Source organism: Paenibacillus cremeus, assembly GCF_007786445.1.
Classification (GTDB): Bacteria; Bacillota; Bacilli; order Paenibacillales; family NBRC-103111; genus Paenibacillus_G; species Paenibacillus_G cremeus.
On sequence record NZ_VNJI01000007.1, the window covers coordinates 69,781 to 85,906 of the forward strand.

Here is a 16,126-nt window from a genome sequence, read left to right on the forward strand (position 1 = left end):
TGGTACTGCTTTGAGCCTGAAATGAAAAGATAGTTTCTTCGATGTATGTTAGTTACTTCCAGGTAATCCGTTGATCCGGAGCATCGATCAGCTCCTCGGCTTCGCCCGATTTGTCGGGATCGCGCTTAACGGATCGTCCGGCCAATGATGTTTAGGATATCGCCCTTTTAGATCCTTTTTCACTTCAAAATATGCATTTTGCCAAAAGCTCGCGAGGTCTTTAGTCACCTGGACCGGCCGATGCGCCGGAGACAGCAGATGCAGCGTGACCGGAACGGTACGTCTCGCGATTTTAGGCGTTTCCTGCAAGCCGAACAGCTCCTGCAGCCGCACCGCTAGCACCGGTGCTGCCGGGTCGCTGTAGTCGACAGGGATGCGCGAGCCGCTTGGCACTACGATATGCGTCGGAACGGACACATCCAGCTCCCGGCGCTGGTCCCAGGTCAGCCGATTTTCGAGGATGTCCGTCAGGTTTAGCCGCTGCAGGTCGTCCCGGCTTCGCAAGCCGTACAGCTGCGGGCCGAGCCAGTCCGCCAGCGAACCGAGCAGCGCTTCGTCGGACCAATCGGGCCAACTAGGATCGGCCCGATGCATGAACGAAGCCCGGTGCTGCAGCTGCCGCGACGCGCGGGTCCAAGGCAGGATGCCGAGCCCTTCCTCGGCGATGCCTTGCAGCAGCGCAGCCTGCAGCTCATCCGGCTGCAGACTGGCCAGCGGCTTCTCCTGCAGCACGATCGCGCCCAGCCTGAGTCGCTGTCGTGCTCGCACGGCCCCAGCCGATCGATCCCAGCTGATCGAGCGCTCCCGCTCCAGCAGCTCCGAGCAATGCTGCTCCAGCTCCTCCAGCGCCACCGGGCTGGCGAGATAAATGCGGCTTTCCGCCCCCTGATCATCCAGCTCCGCGGCGACAAGGTACACAGCGGATGAGATCGGCTGTGAGCCTGCGTCCGGCAGCGCCGCCCCACGGCCGCTGCTGAGCAAATACCGGCCGTTCGGCCGCTTCGCCGCGATCCGGTCCGGGTAGGCGAAGGCCAGCAGCAGGCCGGCCGCATGAATCTCCTCCGCCGAGCCCGTGCCCGCGGCGTCGCGAGCTTCATGCGCCGCTGCGCTGTTGGCGGCTAGCGCCGCCCGGAACTGCCGCGCCTCCGCGAGCAGCTGCCGGCACGTGCCCGCATCCGCGGTGTACCCCGGCAGCGGCTGGCGGCCGGTGGCCGCGAAGCCGCGCAGCGCCTCCACGCGGAGGCGCAAATCGCTGTCCGCAGCGCCGGACGCGCTGCGCAAAAAATCGCGCGAGCTGAGAATCGCAGCCAGCTCGCTAGCGAGCCCGCCAAGCCGCAGCGGCGCGGCTTGCAGCAGCATATGCGCGAGCCGCGGGTGCAGGCCGAGCTCGGCCATCGCCCGTCCGTGCGCGGTAATCCCGCCGCCTTCGGCGAGCGCTCCGAGCTGCCCGAGCAGCTCCCGCGCATGGCTCATCGCCGCGCCGGGCGGCGGGTCGAGCCACTGCAGCTCGAGCGGATCGCTCACGCCCCAGGCGGCCAGCTCCAGCGCCAGCGCAGTCAAGTCCGCCTCGAGCACCTCCGGCGTAGAGCGCTCCGCCAGCTGCCGGTCCTCCTGCACCGTCCACAGCCGGTAGCAGACGCCGGCAGCCAAGCGGCCCGCGCGGCCCCGCCTCTGATCGGCCGAGGCGCGGGACACGCGCACCGTCTCGAGCCGCGTCATTCCGGTGCGTGGCGAAAACCGCGGCACCCGCATCCAGCCGCTGTCGACGACGACCCGCACCCCTTCGACGGTAAGGCTCGTCTCGGCAATGGACGTGGCGAGCACGACCTTGCGCTCGCCGGGGCCGCAAGGCTTCAGCGCCGCGTCCTGCTCCGCCTGCGTCAGCTGACCATACAGCGGCGCAATTCGCACCCCTGCACCAGCGCCTGCGCCCGCACCCAGCAGCTCCGCCAATCGCGCAGCTACGCGCCTGATCTCCGCTGCGCCCGGCAAAAACACGAGCAGATCGCCCTCGTCGCTCTCGAGCGCCTTCATCACCGCCTGCACGACGGCAGGCTCCATCCGATCCGCCACGGGCCGCTCCAAATATCGCGTCTCAACCGCGTAGCTCCGGCCCTCGCTCCGGATGACCGGCGCATCGCCGAGCAGCGCAGCCACCGGCTCCGCCTCCAGTGTGGCGGACATTACAAGCAGCCGCAGCTCCTCGCGGAACACCTGCTGCGCTTGGATACAGAGCGCCAGCCCCAGATCGGCATGCAGGCTCCGCTCGTGAAACTCATCAAAAATAACAAGCCCGACACCCTCCAGCGACGGATCCTCCTGCAGCAGTCGGGTCAACACGCCTTCCGTGATCACTTCAATGCGCGTCCCAGGCCCTACCTTCGTGTCCAGCCGCACACGGTAGCCCACCGTCTCGCCCACGCGTTCGCCCAGCGCGGCGGCCATATACTGCGCAGCCGAGCGGGCAGCCAATCGCCGCGGCTCCAGCATGACAATCTTCCGACCCGCCAGCCACGGCTCGTCCATTAATGCAAGCGGCACGCGGGTCGTTTTCCCCGCGCCCGGCTGCGCAACCAGCACCGCGCTGGTAGAACCGCTCAGCACGTCTTTCAATGCATTCAACACCGATTCAATCGGCAGCTTTATCATCCTAAGATCACTCCAGCCTTTGGTACATCAGCCCTTATTCTAACATATCGTGACCGACGTTACGCACTTTTCACCGGAACAAAAAAAACGACCCGCTTCAACACCCGCTAAGGCGTGGAAGTAGTCGTTCTTCTTTTTTCACCACACTATTGATAAAAGGCAATCCCCAGCAAACCCGACAGCAAGATGACGGTCAACGGATGAAGCCGGAATTTCAGCAGCGACACCACCGCCCCGATAAAAATGAGAGACAAACCGATCGACTTCCAGCTCATCGCCGTGTCCTCGCCGCCCGGTATGGCGAAATGGATTGCCGCATAGATTACCAATCCGGTCACAACCGGCTTCAAGCCATAGAACGTCGACTTGAGCCAAGCTTGATTCCGAACGCGATACAGAAATCCCGAGAGCAGCACCATGAGCAGCAGCGATGGCAGTACCATGCCTAGCGTAGCCACTACAGCACCGATCCAGCCGGCCGACTGGTAGCCGATCAACGTCGCGCCATTCGTAGCAATGGGACCCGGGGCAATCCCGGCGAGCGAGATGACTTGATCAAAGCTTCCGTCGCTCATCCACCGGTGGCTTATGACTTCGTGCCGGAGGACGGGAATCATGGCGTAACCGCCACCAAAGGAAATGAAGCCGATTTTTAAAAAGGTTATGAATAAGTCCCAATACATATGAACACCCGCCTTTAAATGCCGTCCGCGATAAAGTAATCGGAATACTTATATCCAGAAAGTGAGGGACTCTCATCCTTTACGTCTGCCGGTATGGCCGGTGGACGAAGACCAAGAAGCGCCTGCACATAACGAATCACATGACCTGCCAGCAAACCGCCCACGATCATCCAGATCGGATGAATCGGCATAAAGAGCAGCAGCAGCACCGTACAAATTACAGCGGCTAGAGTCGGTTTGTCCACAACGGAAGATTTCCACATGTTGTAAGCCGCCACCGTAATCAACGCCGCAATGCCCGCGTGGAGACCTCGAAGCGCCGCCTGCGCTTTGGGAAACTCCTGCACATGGCTGAATGCCACACAGAGAACAAACACGATCAGAAACGTAGGAATCGTAATCCCGATGACTGCTGCAGCCGCACCGCCGACCCCCGCTCTTTGAAAGCCTACGGAAGCCGCCGCGTTCACGCCGATGCCGCCGGGCGCCGAGCCCGCAACCGAGATCATTTCCGCCATCTCTTCGCTGGAGACCCACTTCTGCTTCTCTACCACTTCCCGCTCAATGACCGGGATCATCGCGTAGCCGCCGCCGAAGGTCGTTGGACTAATTTTGAGAAAAGTATAAAAGATGCTCCACAATTCGCTGATATAAGTTTTCCAATCCCGCATACTTCCACCTCCGTGCGATCCATATGATACAAGTATAACGCACTTTATTTCATTTTGGAATAAACATTTAGACTATATTTGTTTTTATTACTATTCCCGACGAAATCTATCGGTTTTAAGGCGATTTAAGCCCTGATTTCCGCCTTCTATAATTCATATTGGCATTAACACAAAAAATCCCTCCGCCAAGTACACGGAGAGATTTAATTTAATAGCTATTCAAGCTTACCAGCCTGCCGGGGCGTAGCCAATGCCTTTTCCCGTAGGTCCTGTAAAAGCATGCACATGCCTTTGGATCAGCATTTCCGTGGAGTAATACCCGCCTTGAAAGGAAAACGGCTCATCCTTCACCATGTCGTACATTTCATGCACATGCGAGCCGTCCGGCAGCGCAATCGCCGGTCCCGTCGTGCCGATCAAGCGGTGGAAATGGCCGGCCGCCATCTGGGTATGGCCTTGATAATTATGCGTATGACCGTCATAAGCGTCTCCGTTCGCGGGATACACGAACAGCTCGATCACATGTGAATGCTCCAGCGTCACCGAGGTCACTGCGTGATACGCGTGCGCATGCGCCGGCTTCCTAACCTCTTGAACCGGCGTTGCCGATTCTTTATCCACTTTCATGAGGCCATCCCTCCTCTTACTTAAGCCTATGCTTGTTCGGAGGTACGAGATAACCTATTGGCTTAATATTTGTTTCACCCGGCCGACCTGGCCGTCGGTTAACCGAACTTTAATGCCATGCGGATGCGAAGGCGAATTGGTCAAAATATCCTTCACAATCCCGCGCGTCAGCTTTCCGGTCCGTTGATCCTGCTTCAGCACGATATCCACCTGCATACCAGGTGCAATTTGCCCGCGAATTTGCCCGTTCATCGCGCAGCTCCTTTAAGTCGTCTTAGGCGGGATCGCAATCCAGCCTTGCGCGATTCCATAATAGAACACCACGATAGTGGCCAGTCCCAAAACTAAGTAAACGACGCCCTTCGCCGTTTTTTGTTGAAAAAACAAGACGACCGCGAGGCTAATAAACGATCCCATCGCGAGCAGCCATAGCAGCATAACGATTGTTGGAGGCATGTTTTCTATTCATCCTTTCTTCATTCCGCAAAATATCCTTCCCTAAAATAGCACACCTGGCCGATAAAAAACACATCAAACCGACACAAATACCAACAATATTGTTACACGTGACAACATGCCCGCCCGACTCGGACCCTCATTCGCGGTGCTGCTCGATTAAATCCATTTTCAGCTGCCATGCCTTTGGACTTAACACCACCGGATATTTCTCCGGGTTCAGCTTGCGCAGTGTCTCCGGCCAAAATTGACTCAGCTGCTCGCGATGGTATCCCCGAATTTGCTCCAGTGATGGAAGCTCGTAAACCTGCTTGCCCTGATCAAAAATAGGGTGCAGCAGTGGAGCCGCCTCGTACTCCGAAATATTTTTACTGATGTATGGATGAATCGGGTCAAACAGCTTCAGCGGCTCCCTCTGTGCGATATCGCGCTCTCCTAGCAGAGCCACATAGTCTGCCTCCGCTTTGCCGGTCTCACGATTGATGATCCGGTAAATCTCCTTCGAGCCGGGATTGGACACCTTCTCGGGATTCCCGGAAATTTTAATGACCGGCTCCAGCTTCTCCCCCCGCTCTCTTGCCACCAGCTTGTACACACCGCCCAGCGACGGCTGATCCGCTGCCGTAATCAGCTGCGTGCCTACGCCCCAGCTGTCGATCGCAGCTCCTTGTGCTTTCAAGTTAAAAATGATGTTTTCATCGAGGTCGTTCGACGCCACAATTTTGACGTAGGATAGTCCCGCTTCATCCAGCATTTTTCTTGCCGTCTTGGACAAATACGCCAGATCGCCGCTGTCCAGCCGGATCGCTTGCATCCGCTTGCCTCGCGTCTCGAGCCACTTGGCTGTTTTGATGGCGTTCGGCACACCGCTTCTTAGTGTCTCATACGTATCCACAAGCAAGGTAACCTGATCTGGCAGTGCCTCGGCAAAACGCAGGAATGCCTCTTCCTCCGTATCGTAATCCTGCACCCACGAGTGCGCATGCGTTCCCTTTGTCGGGATGCCAAACAGCATGCCCGCCCGCATATTGGAGGTGGCGTCGAAGCCGCTGATGTATGCCGCTCTAGCCCCCCAAATGGCCGCATCCGCCTCCTGTGCTCTTCGCGTGCCGAACTCCATTAGGATGTCCTCGGGAGCCGCGTGACGAATTCTGGCCGCTTTAGTCGCGATCAGCGTCTGGTAGTTCATAAAGTTCAGCAGTGCGGTTTCGATCAGCTGCGCCTCGAAAATACGCCCTTCCACTCGCACTAGCGGCTCGCTTGGGAAGACGATCGCGCCTTCCAGTGCCGACCATATGCTGCCCTGAAATTGAAAGCGGCGAAGCTCATCCAAAAATTTCGGATCGTAGCGCTCTTCCTGCTCGGCTAAATAGGCGATCGACTCCTCGTCAAATTTTAGCTGCTGTATGTAAGAGATGATGCGCTCCAAGCCAGCGAACACAGCATAGCCGTTCCCGAAGGGCAGCTTGCGGAAATACGCCTCGAATACTGCCTTCCGATTCTGCGTTCCGTTCATCCAATGAGCGAACATCATGTTGATCTGATATTTATCCGTATGTAAGGTAAGGTGGTCGTAAGTCATGCCCATCGCTCCTCTAACACTTCCCGAATCTAGAAAAAGGACGCTATGCGGCCTTAGCTGCACGACGCCCTATGATATAGCTTTCCCTATTTTGGGAAATTATTAACCTTCGCCATGCTCATGACTGTGTCCATGGTGGTGATGGTGGCCTCCTGTGCCATGCTCGTCCACAAATGTCACTGACAGCTCGGCGTACAGCACACCCTTCTGCACTTGAATTTTATGCTTCAGATCCCTCAGCAACGACAAAATGCCGCGTACCGCGATGACCTCCAGGCACTGGTCGTGGTTCAAATGAACATGCATCGTCGAAATAATATGATGATGATACTGATGCTGCAGCTCCATCAAGTCCAGCGGCAAATTCGTTATATGATGGTCATATACCATCACAATCGTCCCGGCCACCAGCTGGTCCGAATTAAACCGGCTCGGCTCAAGCAGCACCTTCCGCACCAAGTCCCGGATCGCTTCCGAGCGGTTGGTATAGCCTTGATCTGTAATATATTGATCGAACTGCTTGATCAGGTCTTCAGGCATGGATACGCCAAATCGTGTTAACACATCTTTTTCCAACCGGCTCACCTCAATTCAAGCTAACACTCTATGGAACATTGTAGCATATTTCGAGCCGATTCGGTATGAACACGTGAAACCTGTCCCTGTGTTACGTATTTACACATTTGTGTCACAGTGATAAGATAAGGAAAAGATAGGCATCTGAATCATCATTCAGTTCCGTGGGGAGGATTTATCCATGCATATTCCTGACGGCATACTCGATCCCAAAGTCTGGGTATCGTCAGCCGCCGTTTCCGCCCTTGTCCTTGCTAAGAGCGTTCGCTATTCCAAAAGCAAGCTGGAGTATCGCGCCGTCCCGGTCATGGGCGTCATGTCCGCATTTATTTTTGCTTCGCAAATGATCAATTTTCCAATCCTCGGCGCAGCAACGTCCGGTCACTTGATCGGTGGAGCATTGTCCGCGCTGCTGTTCGGCTTTTGGCCGGCTACACTCATTATGACCACGGTCGTTTCTATCCAAGCGCTCGTATTTCAAGACGGGGGAATTACCGCGCTGGGCGCCAACATTTTAAACATGGCCATTCTGGCTCCTGGCATTGCTGCTCTGGCCTACCGGCTGCTCCGGATGATCCCGGGTCTTCCGCGCCAAGTGAACGTGTTCTTGACCTCCTGGCTCTCCGTAACCATCGTTTCGTTCTTTGGTGCGGCTGAGCTTGCACTTTCTGGAGTCGTTCCCTTTGGCGCCGCTGTGAAGGCTTTACTGTTCTGGCACGCCTTTATCGGCATTGGAGAAGGGCTGATCACGGCGGTCGTATTGCCGTTCGCCCAGCGTTCCTCCTTTCAACTTCACAATAAGGAGACGATGACCCATGAGTAAAACAGTCAAAGCTTGGCTGGCGGTCTCCCTGTTCATTGGTGGCGTGATTTCCTTGTTCGCCTCGTCCCATCCGGATGGCCTGGAAAAGGCGGGCGAAGAAACCGGCTATATCAATAAAGCAACCAGCTATCTCCATTCTCCCCTGCCGGATTACACGGTCCCAGGTGTGAAGTCTTGGCTCTCCTCCAGTATGGCCGGTTTGATTGGAGTGCTGCTCACCTTCGGCGTTTTTTGGCTGATGGGCAAGTGGCTCGCACACCGTAACAAATGAGCTTGACGATTACATATCCTCCGCTGCGGATTGTTGCCGCGCTGCTCATGATAGTCATTGGCGTTTCCGTACACCACACGGAGACGCTTTTGCTTCTTTTGGCCGTGGGACAAGGATGGATTGGGGTTTACCGTGTGCCCCTTTCTCAGTTTTGGCGCAGATTGCGATTGGCCGTTCCGTTTATTTTGTTCTCATTTGTGTTTTTTTCTTTCTACGAGCATGGAGCGATGATCTCCATTGCTCCATTTTTACAGATTTCGGTAGACGGGCTTGGAAAAGCTTTTGTCTACTCGGCAAGACTCGTATTTACACTGCAAGTGCTGACCTTATTGTTTAATGGCATGCCTCTGCCTGTGTTTTTTCAATCGCTCGTGCAGCTGAAGCTGCCGGGCATTTTCGTCGAGCTGATGCTGTTCACTCTGCGGTTTATGGAGGTCATCCGGGATGAGGCGCTGCGAATGCTGCAAGCCTTGCGCAGCCGCGGGATGCAGCGGAAAACGTTCTTTTCTTTGTCAGCCTACCTGATCCTGTCCCGCCTGCTCGGCAGCCTGCTGCTCCGATCGTTTCAGCGTTCCGAACGAATTTATATGGGCATGATGTCTCGAGGCTATCGAGGCATCCCGCCAGCTCAGGACTTGGAGCCTTATCAATCGACGGATATCGCGCGTCTGCTGCTCTGGGTACTGCCTGTGCTCGGTTTATGGCTTCTCGACTTGATTTACATGTAACGGATACCGCATAGATGGGAGACCCCTATGGAATCGATGTTCCAATTTCACCAAGTGCATTACAAATACACTAAGGATCGGCAAGCCGCGCTGAATGGCGTCACCTTCGATATCCCTCGAGGCAAAAAGACCGCCATCGTCGGTCCGAACGGCGCCGGCAAATCCACTTTGATTTTTCACATGAACGGCCTGTATTTATGCCATTCTGGAGAAGTGATCATTAACGGCGAAAAGGTCACCTCTCGAAATCGTCAGGAGTGGACCCGGCGAATTGGCGTTGTATTTCAGGATCCGGACGATCAGATCATCTCCATGACGGTGAAGGACGATGTCGCCTTCGGACCGCTGCAGCAAGGCCTGTCCCCTGCGGCTGCGCATCAGAAGGCGGCTGACAGCATGAAGCTGCTTAGCATCACGGAGCTGGCCGAGCTGAACCCGAGCGAGCTGAGCTTCGGTCAAAAAAAGCAAGTGGCCATAGCCGGTGTCGTGGCCATGGATACCGATACCGTCATCTTAGACGAACCGATGGCTTTTCTGGATCCTCTCGGTCAGCAGCGCATTCAAGAAATTATGGATTTGCTCGCTGCCTCAGGCAAAACTGTCATCATTGCCACCCATAACATGCAGTTGGTTGCGGAATGGGCGGATCACGTCGTCGTGATGAAGCACGGCGCGTGTCTCGGCAGTATGTCTCCGCGCGACTTGTTTTGCAGCCATCCGGATCTGCTGGCTGAAGCGCATCTGGATCTGCCTCCGGTCATGCGGCTTTTATCCGGCTTGGAGTGGGAAGATCCCTCCCAGCAGCCCATCCGCATCGAAGAAGCCCGAGCCTGGCTTGCCGGCCAGCTGCTTTGGAAAAACCAAGAGACCATTCGATCATAAAACATCGAATGGTCTCTTTTCTTTTTCTACCTATTGCTTATCTTACACTTCCGACGGTGGATTACCCCACTCGCGCAGCTCTTCCATCAGCGATTGCTTCTCGTTTTCCGATAATGCCGCGTGCGTGTTAATCTCGTCAATGATCGCCTTTAAGTCCGCCTCACGTTCGGGATGATACGTGAATTTCACGATGTCCACAATCTGATCCCCCTAATGCTTTTTCTTTGCTATTAGGAAGGATTGCCGCTTCTCGGCCTATTTATCCCTAAGTAGAGCATCCCCATCAATGGATGGAGGTTTCGTCTGCCATGCCCCGTGGGCGGCCGGAAGTAATGTCATGGGTTGCCCCTTTGAATTCCCAGCCCTTATCACGAAAAAGCTTATAAAGCTCCATCTTAAAGCTTTGATGCGTTACATGCAGCGGGATCTCGAATATCCCGTCGATTTCAATTCGTCGCTCCAAATATTCAGCATCCTGCATTTTATGTTTACTCCAGCCCTCTCTTTCGTTTTGATTTATTAGTATCCTGCTTAAAAGTGATGCTTACTATGTCAATAAAAATAAAGACCGCCAGGCTGCCCTTCCAAGGGCCGGCTTAGCGGTCTTATCTCTTTCTGATTACTCACTACAGCTGGAACCCGACGCAACCGTTCCTTCTTCTACGGTGATTTTCTCAGAAATCGTATCCCGAATCACGGACATCACAAGCTGAAGCACATAGTTGATATCCTCTTGCGATTGCTTGAATTCGCTGACGATTGGAATCGCATCCAGTTCGTCTTGGAGATCGTCGACTTCCTTCTCGATTTTCTCAACCATTTTCAGATTTTCAAACGATTGGAACGCTACGATTTCCTTTTGCTTTTTCTTAATGCTGCTGATTAGCGTTTGAATAGCATCGTTATTTGCGATTTGCTTCTCAGCCTTTTGGAAAAATTGCACCTCGTTCGAAGTCGAGATCAGTTCAGCAAGCTCCTTCGCCTTAGCCAGGATGTCCTCCCGAACGATCATTTCCGTATTCGTATATTCTTCCATTCCACATTGGTTGTGATTATGATGATGTCCTGACATTCCGCTGCACCCCTACTTTTTTCAACTTATGATTCTTAATTAGCTACGGCTTCCTGTACCCAATCGCCCTTAATATAGAACGTTGGGGTATCCGTAATATAAACCTTCACGAACTGACCAATCAGCTCCTTCGGTCCTTCAAAATGCACCAGCTTATTCGTACGCGAACGCGCGGCCAGCACATTAGCATTGTTCTTGCTCTCGCCTTCTACGAGCACTTCCAAGGTTTGTCCCTTCAAGCGTTCGTTGCTTTGCTTCATGTACACGTTCAAAGCATCGTTGAGACGCTTCAGACGAGCGCTCTTCACTTCTTGCGGCACACTGTCTTCCATATCGGCAGCCGGTGTTCCTTCGCGCGGCGAGTAAATAAACGTAAATGCGAAGTCATATCCGACTTCCTTCACCAGCGAGATCGTTTCCTCGAACTGCTCCTCCGTCTCTCCTGGGAAGCCCACGATAATATCGGTGGTCAGCACGACATCCGGCATCGCTGCTTTAATCTTGCGCACGAGCTCCAGATAGTGCTCCCGCGTATACTTTCGGCTCATCCGCTTCAAAATCTCATTGCTGCCCGACTGCACCGGCAAATGGATATGCTCCATCAGGTTGCCCTTCTTCGCCAGCACCTCGATCAAATGATCGTCAAAATCACGCGGATGCGACGTCGTAAACCGGACGCGCGGAATATCGATCTTGCGAATATCGTCCATCAGATCGCCAAAGCGGTACTCGATATCTTCAAAATCTTTTCCGTACGCATTCACGTTTTGACCCAGCAGCATAATCTCCTTGAAGCCCTGACGCGCCAACTCGCGAACTTCTGCAATGACATCCTCCGGACGTCGGCTCCGCTCTTTTCCGCGGGTATAAGGCACGATACAGTACGTACAGAACTTGTCGCAGCCGTACATGATGTTGACCCAAGCCTTGATACCCTCACGCTTCTTCGGCAGGTTCTCGATGATATCGCCTTCTTTGGACCATACCTCAATCACCATTTCCTTGCTGAACATCGCTTCCTTCACGAGGAATGGCAAACGGTGAATGTTATGTGTTCCAAAAATCAGATCCACAAACGGATGCTTTTTCAAAATCCGGTTAACCACCGATTCTTCCTGCGACATACAGCCGCATACGCCGAGGATCAGCGACGGCTTCTCGCGCTTCAGATGGCTGAGATGGCCCAGTTCTCCGAATACCTTATCTTCGGCATTCTCGCGGACCGCGCATGTGTTCAGCAAAATAATATCGGCAGCATGGCGATCCTCGGTTGCCCGGTAGCCCATCTGCTCCAGCAAGCCCTTGATCGTCTCCGTATCATGCTCATTCATTTGGCAGCCGTAGGTCTGAATTAAGTACAGCTTGTCCTTACCAAGCTCTTGGAGCTCCTCCGGAATGCCAAAATCATAATGGACTTGAATATCTTCTTTCCCTCTCTTTTTCGCGTCCGTAAGAGAAGGCGGCTGGAAATATATCGAATAATCTTTCTCGGATTTAGTTGTCGCCATGAGCTTCGTTCCTCCTGAAAACATGCGGTTTCATTCCACTTCTAAGCTTATCGAATTTTCTATGATCAGAAGCTTTTATTATAGCATTAATTCGACCGCCATTTCAAAAGAATTCTATGGCTTCCGTAAATCTCTGAACAACCTTATCCGATAATAACGCCCAAATCTCCGTTCTGTACACCGGCCGCGTTTGCCTCATCCGTATCAATGTGCATATCCATAGCATATTGGTCCGACACGCGTGCGACCACGTTATCAAACGTCAGCCCCCGCTCACCTTCGACGCGGACCGTCAGCTTCTGCTTGTCAACAATGCCCCACTTCGCCGCATCTTCGGTATGAAAATGAATATGCCGCGCCGCGATAATAACGCCCTCTGCTAGCTCTACTTCGCCCTGCGGTCCGGTCACTTTAATGCCCGGAGTGCCCTCAATATTGCCCGACTCCCGAACCGGAGGCTGCATACCAAGTGCAAACGCATCTGTCCGCGATACCTCGAGCTGCGACTTGCCCCTCGCCGGCCCTAGGATGCGGACCTTTTCAAATCGGCCCTTCGGACCGGTCACCATCACTGTTTCTTCCGCCGCAAACTGACCTGGCTGCGACAGCGGCTTCAGCGGCTTCAAATCATAGCCAGCACCGAACAGTTGCTCAATGTGTTCTTTTGACAAATGAATATGTCTTGCCGATACCCCAATCGGAACTTGTTTCATAGCGATTACGCTCCTTTGCTCACATGTGCAGCTATTCCCATTATACCCACCAGATAACAAAAAAGCATACGGCCGAGGCCGCATGCTTTGCAAATTTTCGAAAAATTATTTAAATTCCGCCACCAATTTTTCAAACTCTTGCTCGGTGATCTGGATGTTTTGCTTCGCGAGACCTTCCGGTTTGAAGCCTGTGACCATGTCTTCGTAGCTCTTCTTGCTCTTATCCTGATAAATAAGACCAGTTACGAGGCTTTTCGTTTCCATGATCTTTGTCATTGCAGCAACACGGTTGGAAGCATCATAATCCGGAGTTTCTTCCAGGTCAACGATGTTGTCCTTAAACCATTCATACGTGTTGACTTTGTTGAACGTTACGCAAGGGCTGAATACGTTGATGAAGGAGAAGCCTTCATGCTTCATACCTTCTTCGATCAATGCCGTCAGCTGCTTCAGGTTGCTCGAGAACGATTGCGCGATGAATGTTGCACCAGCAGCCAAAGCTACTTCAAGCGGGGACAGAGCAGATTCGATCGAACCGGACGGAGTCGATTTCGTTTTGAAGCCCTCAGCGCTTCGCGGCGAAGTTTGACCCTTCGTCAATCCATAGATTTGGTTATCCATAACGATGTAAGTGATGTTGATGTTACGACGGATCGCATGAACCGTATGACCCATACCAATTGCGAAGCCGTCGCCGTCGCCGCCCGCTGCGACAACAGTCAGCTCGCGGTTCGCCATCTTCAGGCCTTGTGCGATTGGCAACGATCTACCGTGAACACCGTGGAGACCGTAAGCATTGATGTAACCGGAGATCCGGCCTGAGCAGCCGATACCGGATACGACAGCCAGCTGCTCAGGCTCCAAGCCTACATTGGCAGCCGCTCTTTGAATCGCCGCTTGCACGGAGAAGTCTCCGCAGCCTGGGCACCAGTTCGGTTTAATATTGTTACGGAAGTCTTTTAATGTTGCCATACAAGGTTCAACTCCTGACAGTATTTAGTGATTTCAGCAGGCAAGAACGGGTTACCGTCATATTTCAGCAGGCTCTTGATTTTATCCGCGTAGCCTACGTTTAGTTTGATCAAGGATGCAAGCTGAGCCGTAGCGTTGTTCTCAACAACGACAACCGACTTCGCTTTTTCAAGGTAAGGCTTGATTTCTTCAACCGGGAACGGATGCAGCAAGCGAACCGTGATGTGGTTGGTCTTCATGCCTTTACTTGCCAGACGCGTTCTAGCTTCGTCGATCGTTCCGCCGATGGAGCCCATACCGATAATCAGCATATCCGGCTCTTCGTGAGGAGCGTCAACTTTGATTGCGTCTGTTACTTTCAGGTTGTTCAGCTTGTTCAGACGCTTATCCATCATTTTCTTACGGTTGATTGGGCTTTCAGACGGACGGCCGTCTTCTGCGTGCTCAACGCCGGTTACGTGATGGATACCGTTCTTTTGGCCAGGGATCGAGCGTGGAGAAACGCCGTTCTCGGTGAACTCGTAGCGCTTGAACAATTGGTTGTCTTGAAGAGCTGGAAGCTCGCCGGTTTGCAGCGCGCCGCGGTTGATTTTAACTTTATTAAAGTCAAGCTGCTCAGCCGTTTGCTTACCCAGGGACAGTTGAAGGTCCGTCAGCAAGATAACCGGCACTTGGTACTGCTCAGCCAAGTTGAACGCTTCGATTGTATCGTAGAAGCACTCTTCGATGGTCGATGGGGACAGCACGATTTTTGGAATTTCACCGTGTGTACCGTGGATCATCGCGAGTACGTCGGATTGTTCTTGCTTCGTAGGAAGACCTGTCGAAGGACCGCCGCGCTGAGTATCAACGATAACTACAGGCGTTTCAGTCATACCGGCCAAGCCGATCGCTTCCATCATCAAGGAAAGGCCAGGTCCAGCGGATGCCGTCAATGTACGCACACCGCCGTAGTTAGCGCCGATCGCCATTGTACATGCTGCAATCTCGTCTTCCGTTTGAATTACAGTACCGCCGAATTTAGGCAGTGTTTTGATCAGGTATTCCATGATCTCGGAAGCCGGTGTGATTGGATAAGCAGGCATGAAGCGGCATCCGCCAGCTACTGCGCCGAGACCGATCGCATCGTTACCGATCATGAACAACTTTTGCTTACCATCAGCTGGTTCCAATTGGAATTCAGGCAATGGACCGCCATTTAATTGCAGCACGAATTCAGCCGCTTTGCGAACTGCTTCGATGTTTTTCTCAACAACCGCTGCGCCCTTACGGCCAAACTCTTCTTCTACTGCTTTATTAAACACTTCCAAAGGCAAACCGAGCAAAGCCCAAGATGCGCCGGAAGCGGCCATGTTCTTAAATAGGGACGTACCCAGCTCTTCTGCGATCGCAGTGATCGGCACTGGGAACAATCTGGCTTTAACGCCTTCAGGTACAACAGGATTTACTTTTGCATCGGCAATAATTACGCCATTCTCACGCAATTCGTGAGCATTGAGGTCGATTGTTTCCTGGTCGAATGCAACGAGGATATCCAAATCGTCGGAAATTGCTCGAATCGGCTTCGTACTGATCCGAATCTTGTTGTTAGTGTGGCCGCCTTTAATCCGCGAGGAAAAATGACGGTATCCGTACAAATAGTAGCCGAGTCTGGTCAATGCCGTGGAAAAAATTTTATCCGTACTTTCCACGCCTTCCCCCTGTTGTCCTCCGACCTTCCATGATAATTGGCTAATCACCGTTGTCCACTCCTTCTGATAATCGCTGACTTGTGTTCAGCTAAACCACATTCCTGAGTTGAAATACTCCGTGTTTCATAAAATATTTCTTTCAGTGTCAAACAAATTTTATGTTCTTTACAGGTAAAAAGCAATGGTTTTCGACAAATTTGACGCATAGTTATTTTAGATTAA

Annotated in this window: 19 protein-coding genes; 4 read left to right on the plus strand and 15 right to left on the minus strand. The window is 53.3% G+C overall.

Annotated features, from left to right (window positions below):
• Positions 1-87: 87 nt before the first annotated feature.
• The 8 genes from hrpB to nikR form a co-directional block, all read right to left on the minus strand.
• Positions 88-2,649 (minus strand): ATP-dependent helicase HrpB, encoded by a 2,562-nt coding sequence (hrpB, locus tag FPZ49_RS07420; protein ID WP_144845102.1) that lies wholly within the window; start codon positions 2,647-2,649, stop codon positions 88-90.
• Between the two features lie 146 nt (positions 2,650-2,795).
• Positions 2,796-3,332 (minus strand): chromate transporter, encoded by a 537-nt coding sequence (locus FPZ49_RS07425; protein ID WP_144845104.1) that lies wholly within the window; start codon positions 3,330-3,332, stop codon positions 2,796-2,798.
• 14 nt (positions 3,333-3,346) lie between these two features.
• Positions 3,347-4,003, minus strand: coding sequence for a chromate transporter (locus tag FPZ49_RS07430; RefSeq protein WP_144845106.1), 657 nt, complete (start codon positions 4,001-4,003; stop codon positions 3,347-3,349).
• Between the two features lie 225 nt (positions 4,004-4,228).
• A complete protein-coding gene (locus FPZ49_RS07435) occupies positions 4,229-4,630 on the minus strand; it encodes a YmaF family protein (protein ID WP_144845108.1) in 402 nt (133 codons plus the stop codon).
• Between the two features lie 54 nt (positions 4,631-4,684).
• Complete coding sequence (locus FPZ49_RS07440) at positions 4,685-4,882, minus strand: YwbE family protein (protein ID WP_144845110.1); 198 nt, start codon at positions 4,880-4,882, stop codon at positions 4,685-4,687.
• A gap of 12 nt (positions 4,883-4,894) precedes the next feature.
• Complete coding sequence (locus tag FPZ49_RS07445; protein WP_144845112.1) at positions 4,895-5,086, minus strand: hypothetical protein; 192 nt, start codon at positions 5,084-5,086, stop codon at positions 4,895-4,897.
• Positions 5,087-5,225: 139 nt separating this feature from the next.
• Positions 5,226-6,668, minus strand: coding sequence for a nicotinate phosphoribosyltransferase (locus FPZ49_RS07450; protein WP_144845114.1), 1,443 nt, complete (start codon positions 6,666-6,668; stop codon positions 5,226-5,228).
• Between the two features lie 102 nt (positions 6,669-6,770).
• Positions 6,771-7,253, minus strand: a complete 483-nt coding sequence (gene nikR, locus FPZ49_RS07455; RefSeq protein ID WP_144845116.1) for a nickel-responsive transcriptional regulator NikR — start codon at positions 7,251-7,253, stop codon at positions 6,771-6,773.
• A gap of 172 nt (positions 7,254-7,425) precedes the next feature.
• On the opposite strand from nikR, the gene FPZ49_RS07460 reads away from it, so the two are divergent.
• From FPZ49_RS07460 to FPZ49_RS07475, 4 genes are read left to right on the plus strand one after another with little or no spacing between them, the layout of a single operon-like run.
• Positions 7,426-8,067, plus strand: coding sequence for an energy-coupling factor ABC transporter permease (locus FPZ49_RS07460; protein WP_144845118.1), 642 nt, complete (start codon positions 7,426-7,428; stop codon positions 8,065-8,067).
• Positions 8,060-8,338, plus strand: a complete 279-nt coding sequence (locus tag FPZ49_RS07465; RefSeq protein WP_144845120.1) for a PDGLE domain-containing protein — start codon at positions 8,060-8,062, stop codon at positions 8,336-8,338. The genes FPZ49_RS07460 and FPZ49_RS07465 overlap by 8 nt, the downstream gene beginning before the upstream one ends.
• A 2-nt stretch (positions 8,339-8,340) precedes the next feature.
• The gene (locus FPZ49_RS07470; protein ID WP_222429885.1) at positions 8,341-9,066 is read left to right on the plus strand and encodes an energy-coupling factor transporter transmembrane component T family protein; all 726 of its coding nucleotides are present in this window, start codon (positions 8,341-8,343) and stop codon (positions 9,064-9,066) included.
• A gap of 27 nt (positions 9,067-9,093) precedes the next feature.
• Positions 9,094-9,948 (plus strand): energy-coupling factor ABC transporter ATP-binding protein, encoded by an 855-nt coding sequence (locus FPZ49_RS07475; protein WP_144845124.1) that lies wholly within the window; start codon positions 9,094-9,096, stop codon positions 9,946-9,948.
• A 42-nt stretch (positions 9,949-9,990) separates the two neighbouring features.
• On the opposite strand, the gene FPZ49_RS35420 is transcribed toward FPZ49_RS07475, so the two are convergent.
• The 7 genes from FPZ49_RS35420 to FPZ49_RS07505 form a co-directional block, all read right to left on the minus strand.
• A complete protein-coding gene (locus FPZ49_RS35420; RefSeq protein WP_186445673.1) occupies positions 9,991-10,146 on the minus strand; it encodes a hypothetical protein in 156 nt (51 codons plus the stop codon).
• An 85-nt stretch (positions 10,147-10,231) separates the two neighbouring features.
• Entirely contained in the window at positions 10,232-10,429 is a 198-nt protein-coding gene (locus tag FPZ49_RS07480) for a hypothetical protein (RefSeq protein WP_144845126.1), read from the minus strand.
• Between the two features lie 138 nt (positions 10,430-10,567).
• Positions 10,568-11,020, minus strand: coding sequence for a RicAFT regulatory complex protein RicA family protein (locus FPZ49_RS07485; protein ID WP_261381306.1), 453 nt, complete (start codon positions 11,018-11,020; stop codon positions 10,568-10,570).
• Between the two features lie 35 nt (positions 11,021-11,055).
• Positions 11,056-12,528, minus strand: coding sequence for a tRNA (N6-isopentenyl adenosine(37)-C2)-methylthiotransferase MiaB (miaB, locus tag FPZ49_RS07490; RefSeq protein WP_144845129.1), 1,473 nt, complete (start codon positions 12,526-12,528; stop codon positions 11,056-11,058).
• Positions 12,529-12,671: 143 nt separating this feature from the next.
• On the minus strand, positions 12,672-13,241 hold the full coding sequence (gene pduL / locus FPZ49_RS07495) for a phosphate propanoyltransferase (RefSeq protein ID WP_144845131.1): 570 nt from the start codon (positions 13,239-13,241) through the stop codon (positions 12,672-12,674).
• Positions 13,242-13,346: 105 nt separating this feature from the next.
• Positions 13,347-14,213 (minus strand): 2-oxoacid:ferredoxin oxidoreductase subunit beta, encoded by an 867-nt coding sequence (locus tag FPZ49_RS07500; protein WP_144845133.1) that lies wholly within the window; start codon positions 14,211-14,213, stop codon positions 13,347-13,349.
• Entirely contained in the window at positions 14,201-15,952 is a 1,752-nt protein-coding gene (locus FPZ49_RS07505; RefSeq protein ID WP_144845135.1) for a 2-oxoacid:acceptor oxidoreductase subunit alpha, read from the minus strand. Before FPZ49_RS07505 ends, FPZ49_RS07500 begins: the two co-directional genes overlap by 13 nt.
• Positions 15,953-16,126 lie beyond the last annotated feature (174 nt).

What these genes read in the sequence shown, in the direction of transcription:
- hrpB (WP_144845102.1), bottom strand. Translation starts at nt 2,649, where the DNA reads ATGATAAAGCTGCCGATTGAATCGGTGTTGAATGCATTGAAAGACGTG.
- FPZ49_RS07425 (WP_144845104.1), bottom strand. Translation starts at nt 3,332, where the DNA reads ATGTATTGGGACTTATTCATAACCTTTTTAAAAATCGGCTTCATTTCC.
- FPZ49_RS07430 (WP_144845106.1), bottom strand. Translation starts at nt 4,003, where the DNA reads ATGCGGGATTGGAAAACTTATATCAGCGAATTGTGGAGCATCTTTTAT.
- FPZ49_RS07435 (WP_144845108.1), bottom strand. Translation starts at nt 4,630, where the DNA reads ATGAAAGTGGATAAAGAATCGGCAACGCCGGTTCAAGAGGTTAGGAAG.
- FPZ49_RS07440 (WP_144845110.1), bottom strand. Translation starts at nt 4,882, where the DNA reads ATGAACGGGCAAATTCGCGGGCAAATTGCACCTGGTATGCAGGTGGAT.
- FPZ49_RS07445 (WP_144845112.1), bottom strand. Translation starts at nt 5,086, where the DNA reads ATGCCTCCAACAATCGTTATGCTGCTATGGCTGCTCGCGATGGGATCG.
- FPZ49_RS07450 (WP_144845114.1), bottom strand. Translation starts at nt 6,668, where the DNA reads ATGACTTACGACCACCTTACCTTACATACGGATAAATATCAGATCAAC.
- FPZ49_RS07460 (WP_144845118.1), top strand. Translation starts at nt 7,426, where the DNA reads ATGCATATTCCTGACGGCATACTCGATCCCAAAGTCTGGGTATCGTCA.
- FPZ49_RS07465 (WP_144845120.1), top strand. Translation starts at nt 8,060, where the DNA reads ATGAGTAAAACAGTCAAAGCTTGGCTGGCGGTCTCCCTGTTCATTGGT.
- FPZ49_RS07475 (WP_144845124.1), top strand. Translation starts at nt 9,094, where the DNA reads ATGGAATCGATGTTCCAATTTCACCAAGTGCATTACAAATACACTAAG.
- FPZ49_RS07480 (WP_144845126.1), bottom strand. Translation starts at nt 10,429, where the DNA reads ATGCAGGATGCTGAATATTTGGAGCGACGAATTGAAATCGACGGGATA.
- FPZ49_RS07485 (WP_261381306.1), bottom strand. Translation starts at nt 11,020, where the DNA reads ATGTCAGGACATCATCATAATCACAACCAATGTGGAATGGAAGAATAT.
- miaB (WP_144845129.1), bottom strand. Translation starts at nt 12,528, where the DNA reads ATGGCGACAACTAAATCCGAGAAAGATTATTCGATATATTTCCAGCCG.
- pduL (WP_144845131.1), bottom strand. Translation starts at nt 13,241, where the DNA reads ATGAAACAAGTTCCGATTGGGGTATCGGCAAGACATATTCATTTGTCA.
- FPZ49_RS07500 (WP_144845133.1), bottom strand. Translation starts at nt 14,213, where the DNA reads ATGGCAACATTAAAAGACTTCCGTAACAATATTAAACCGAACTGGTGC.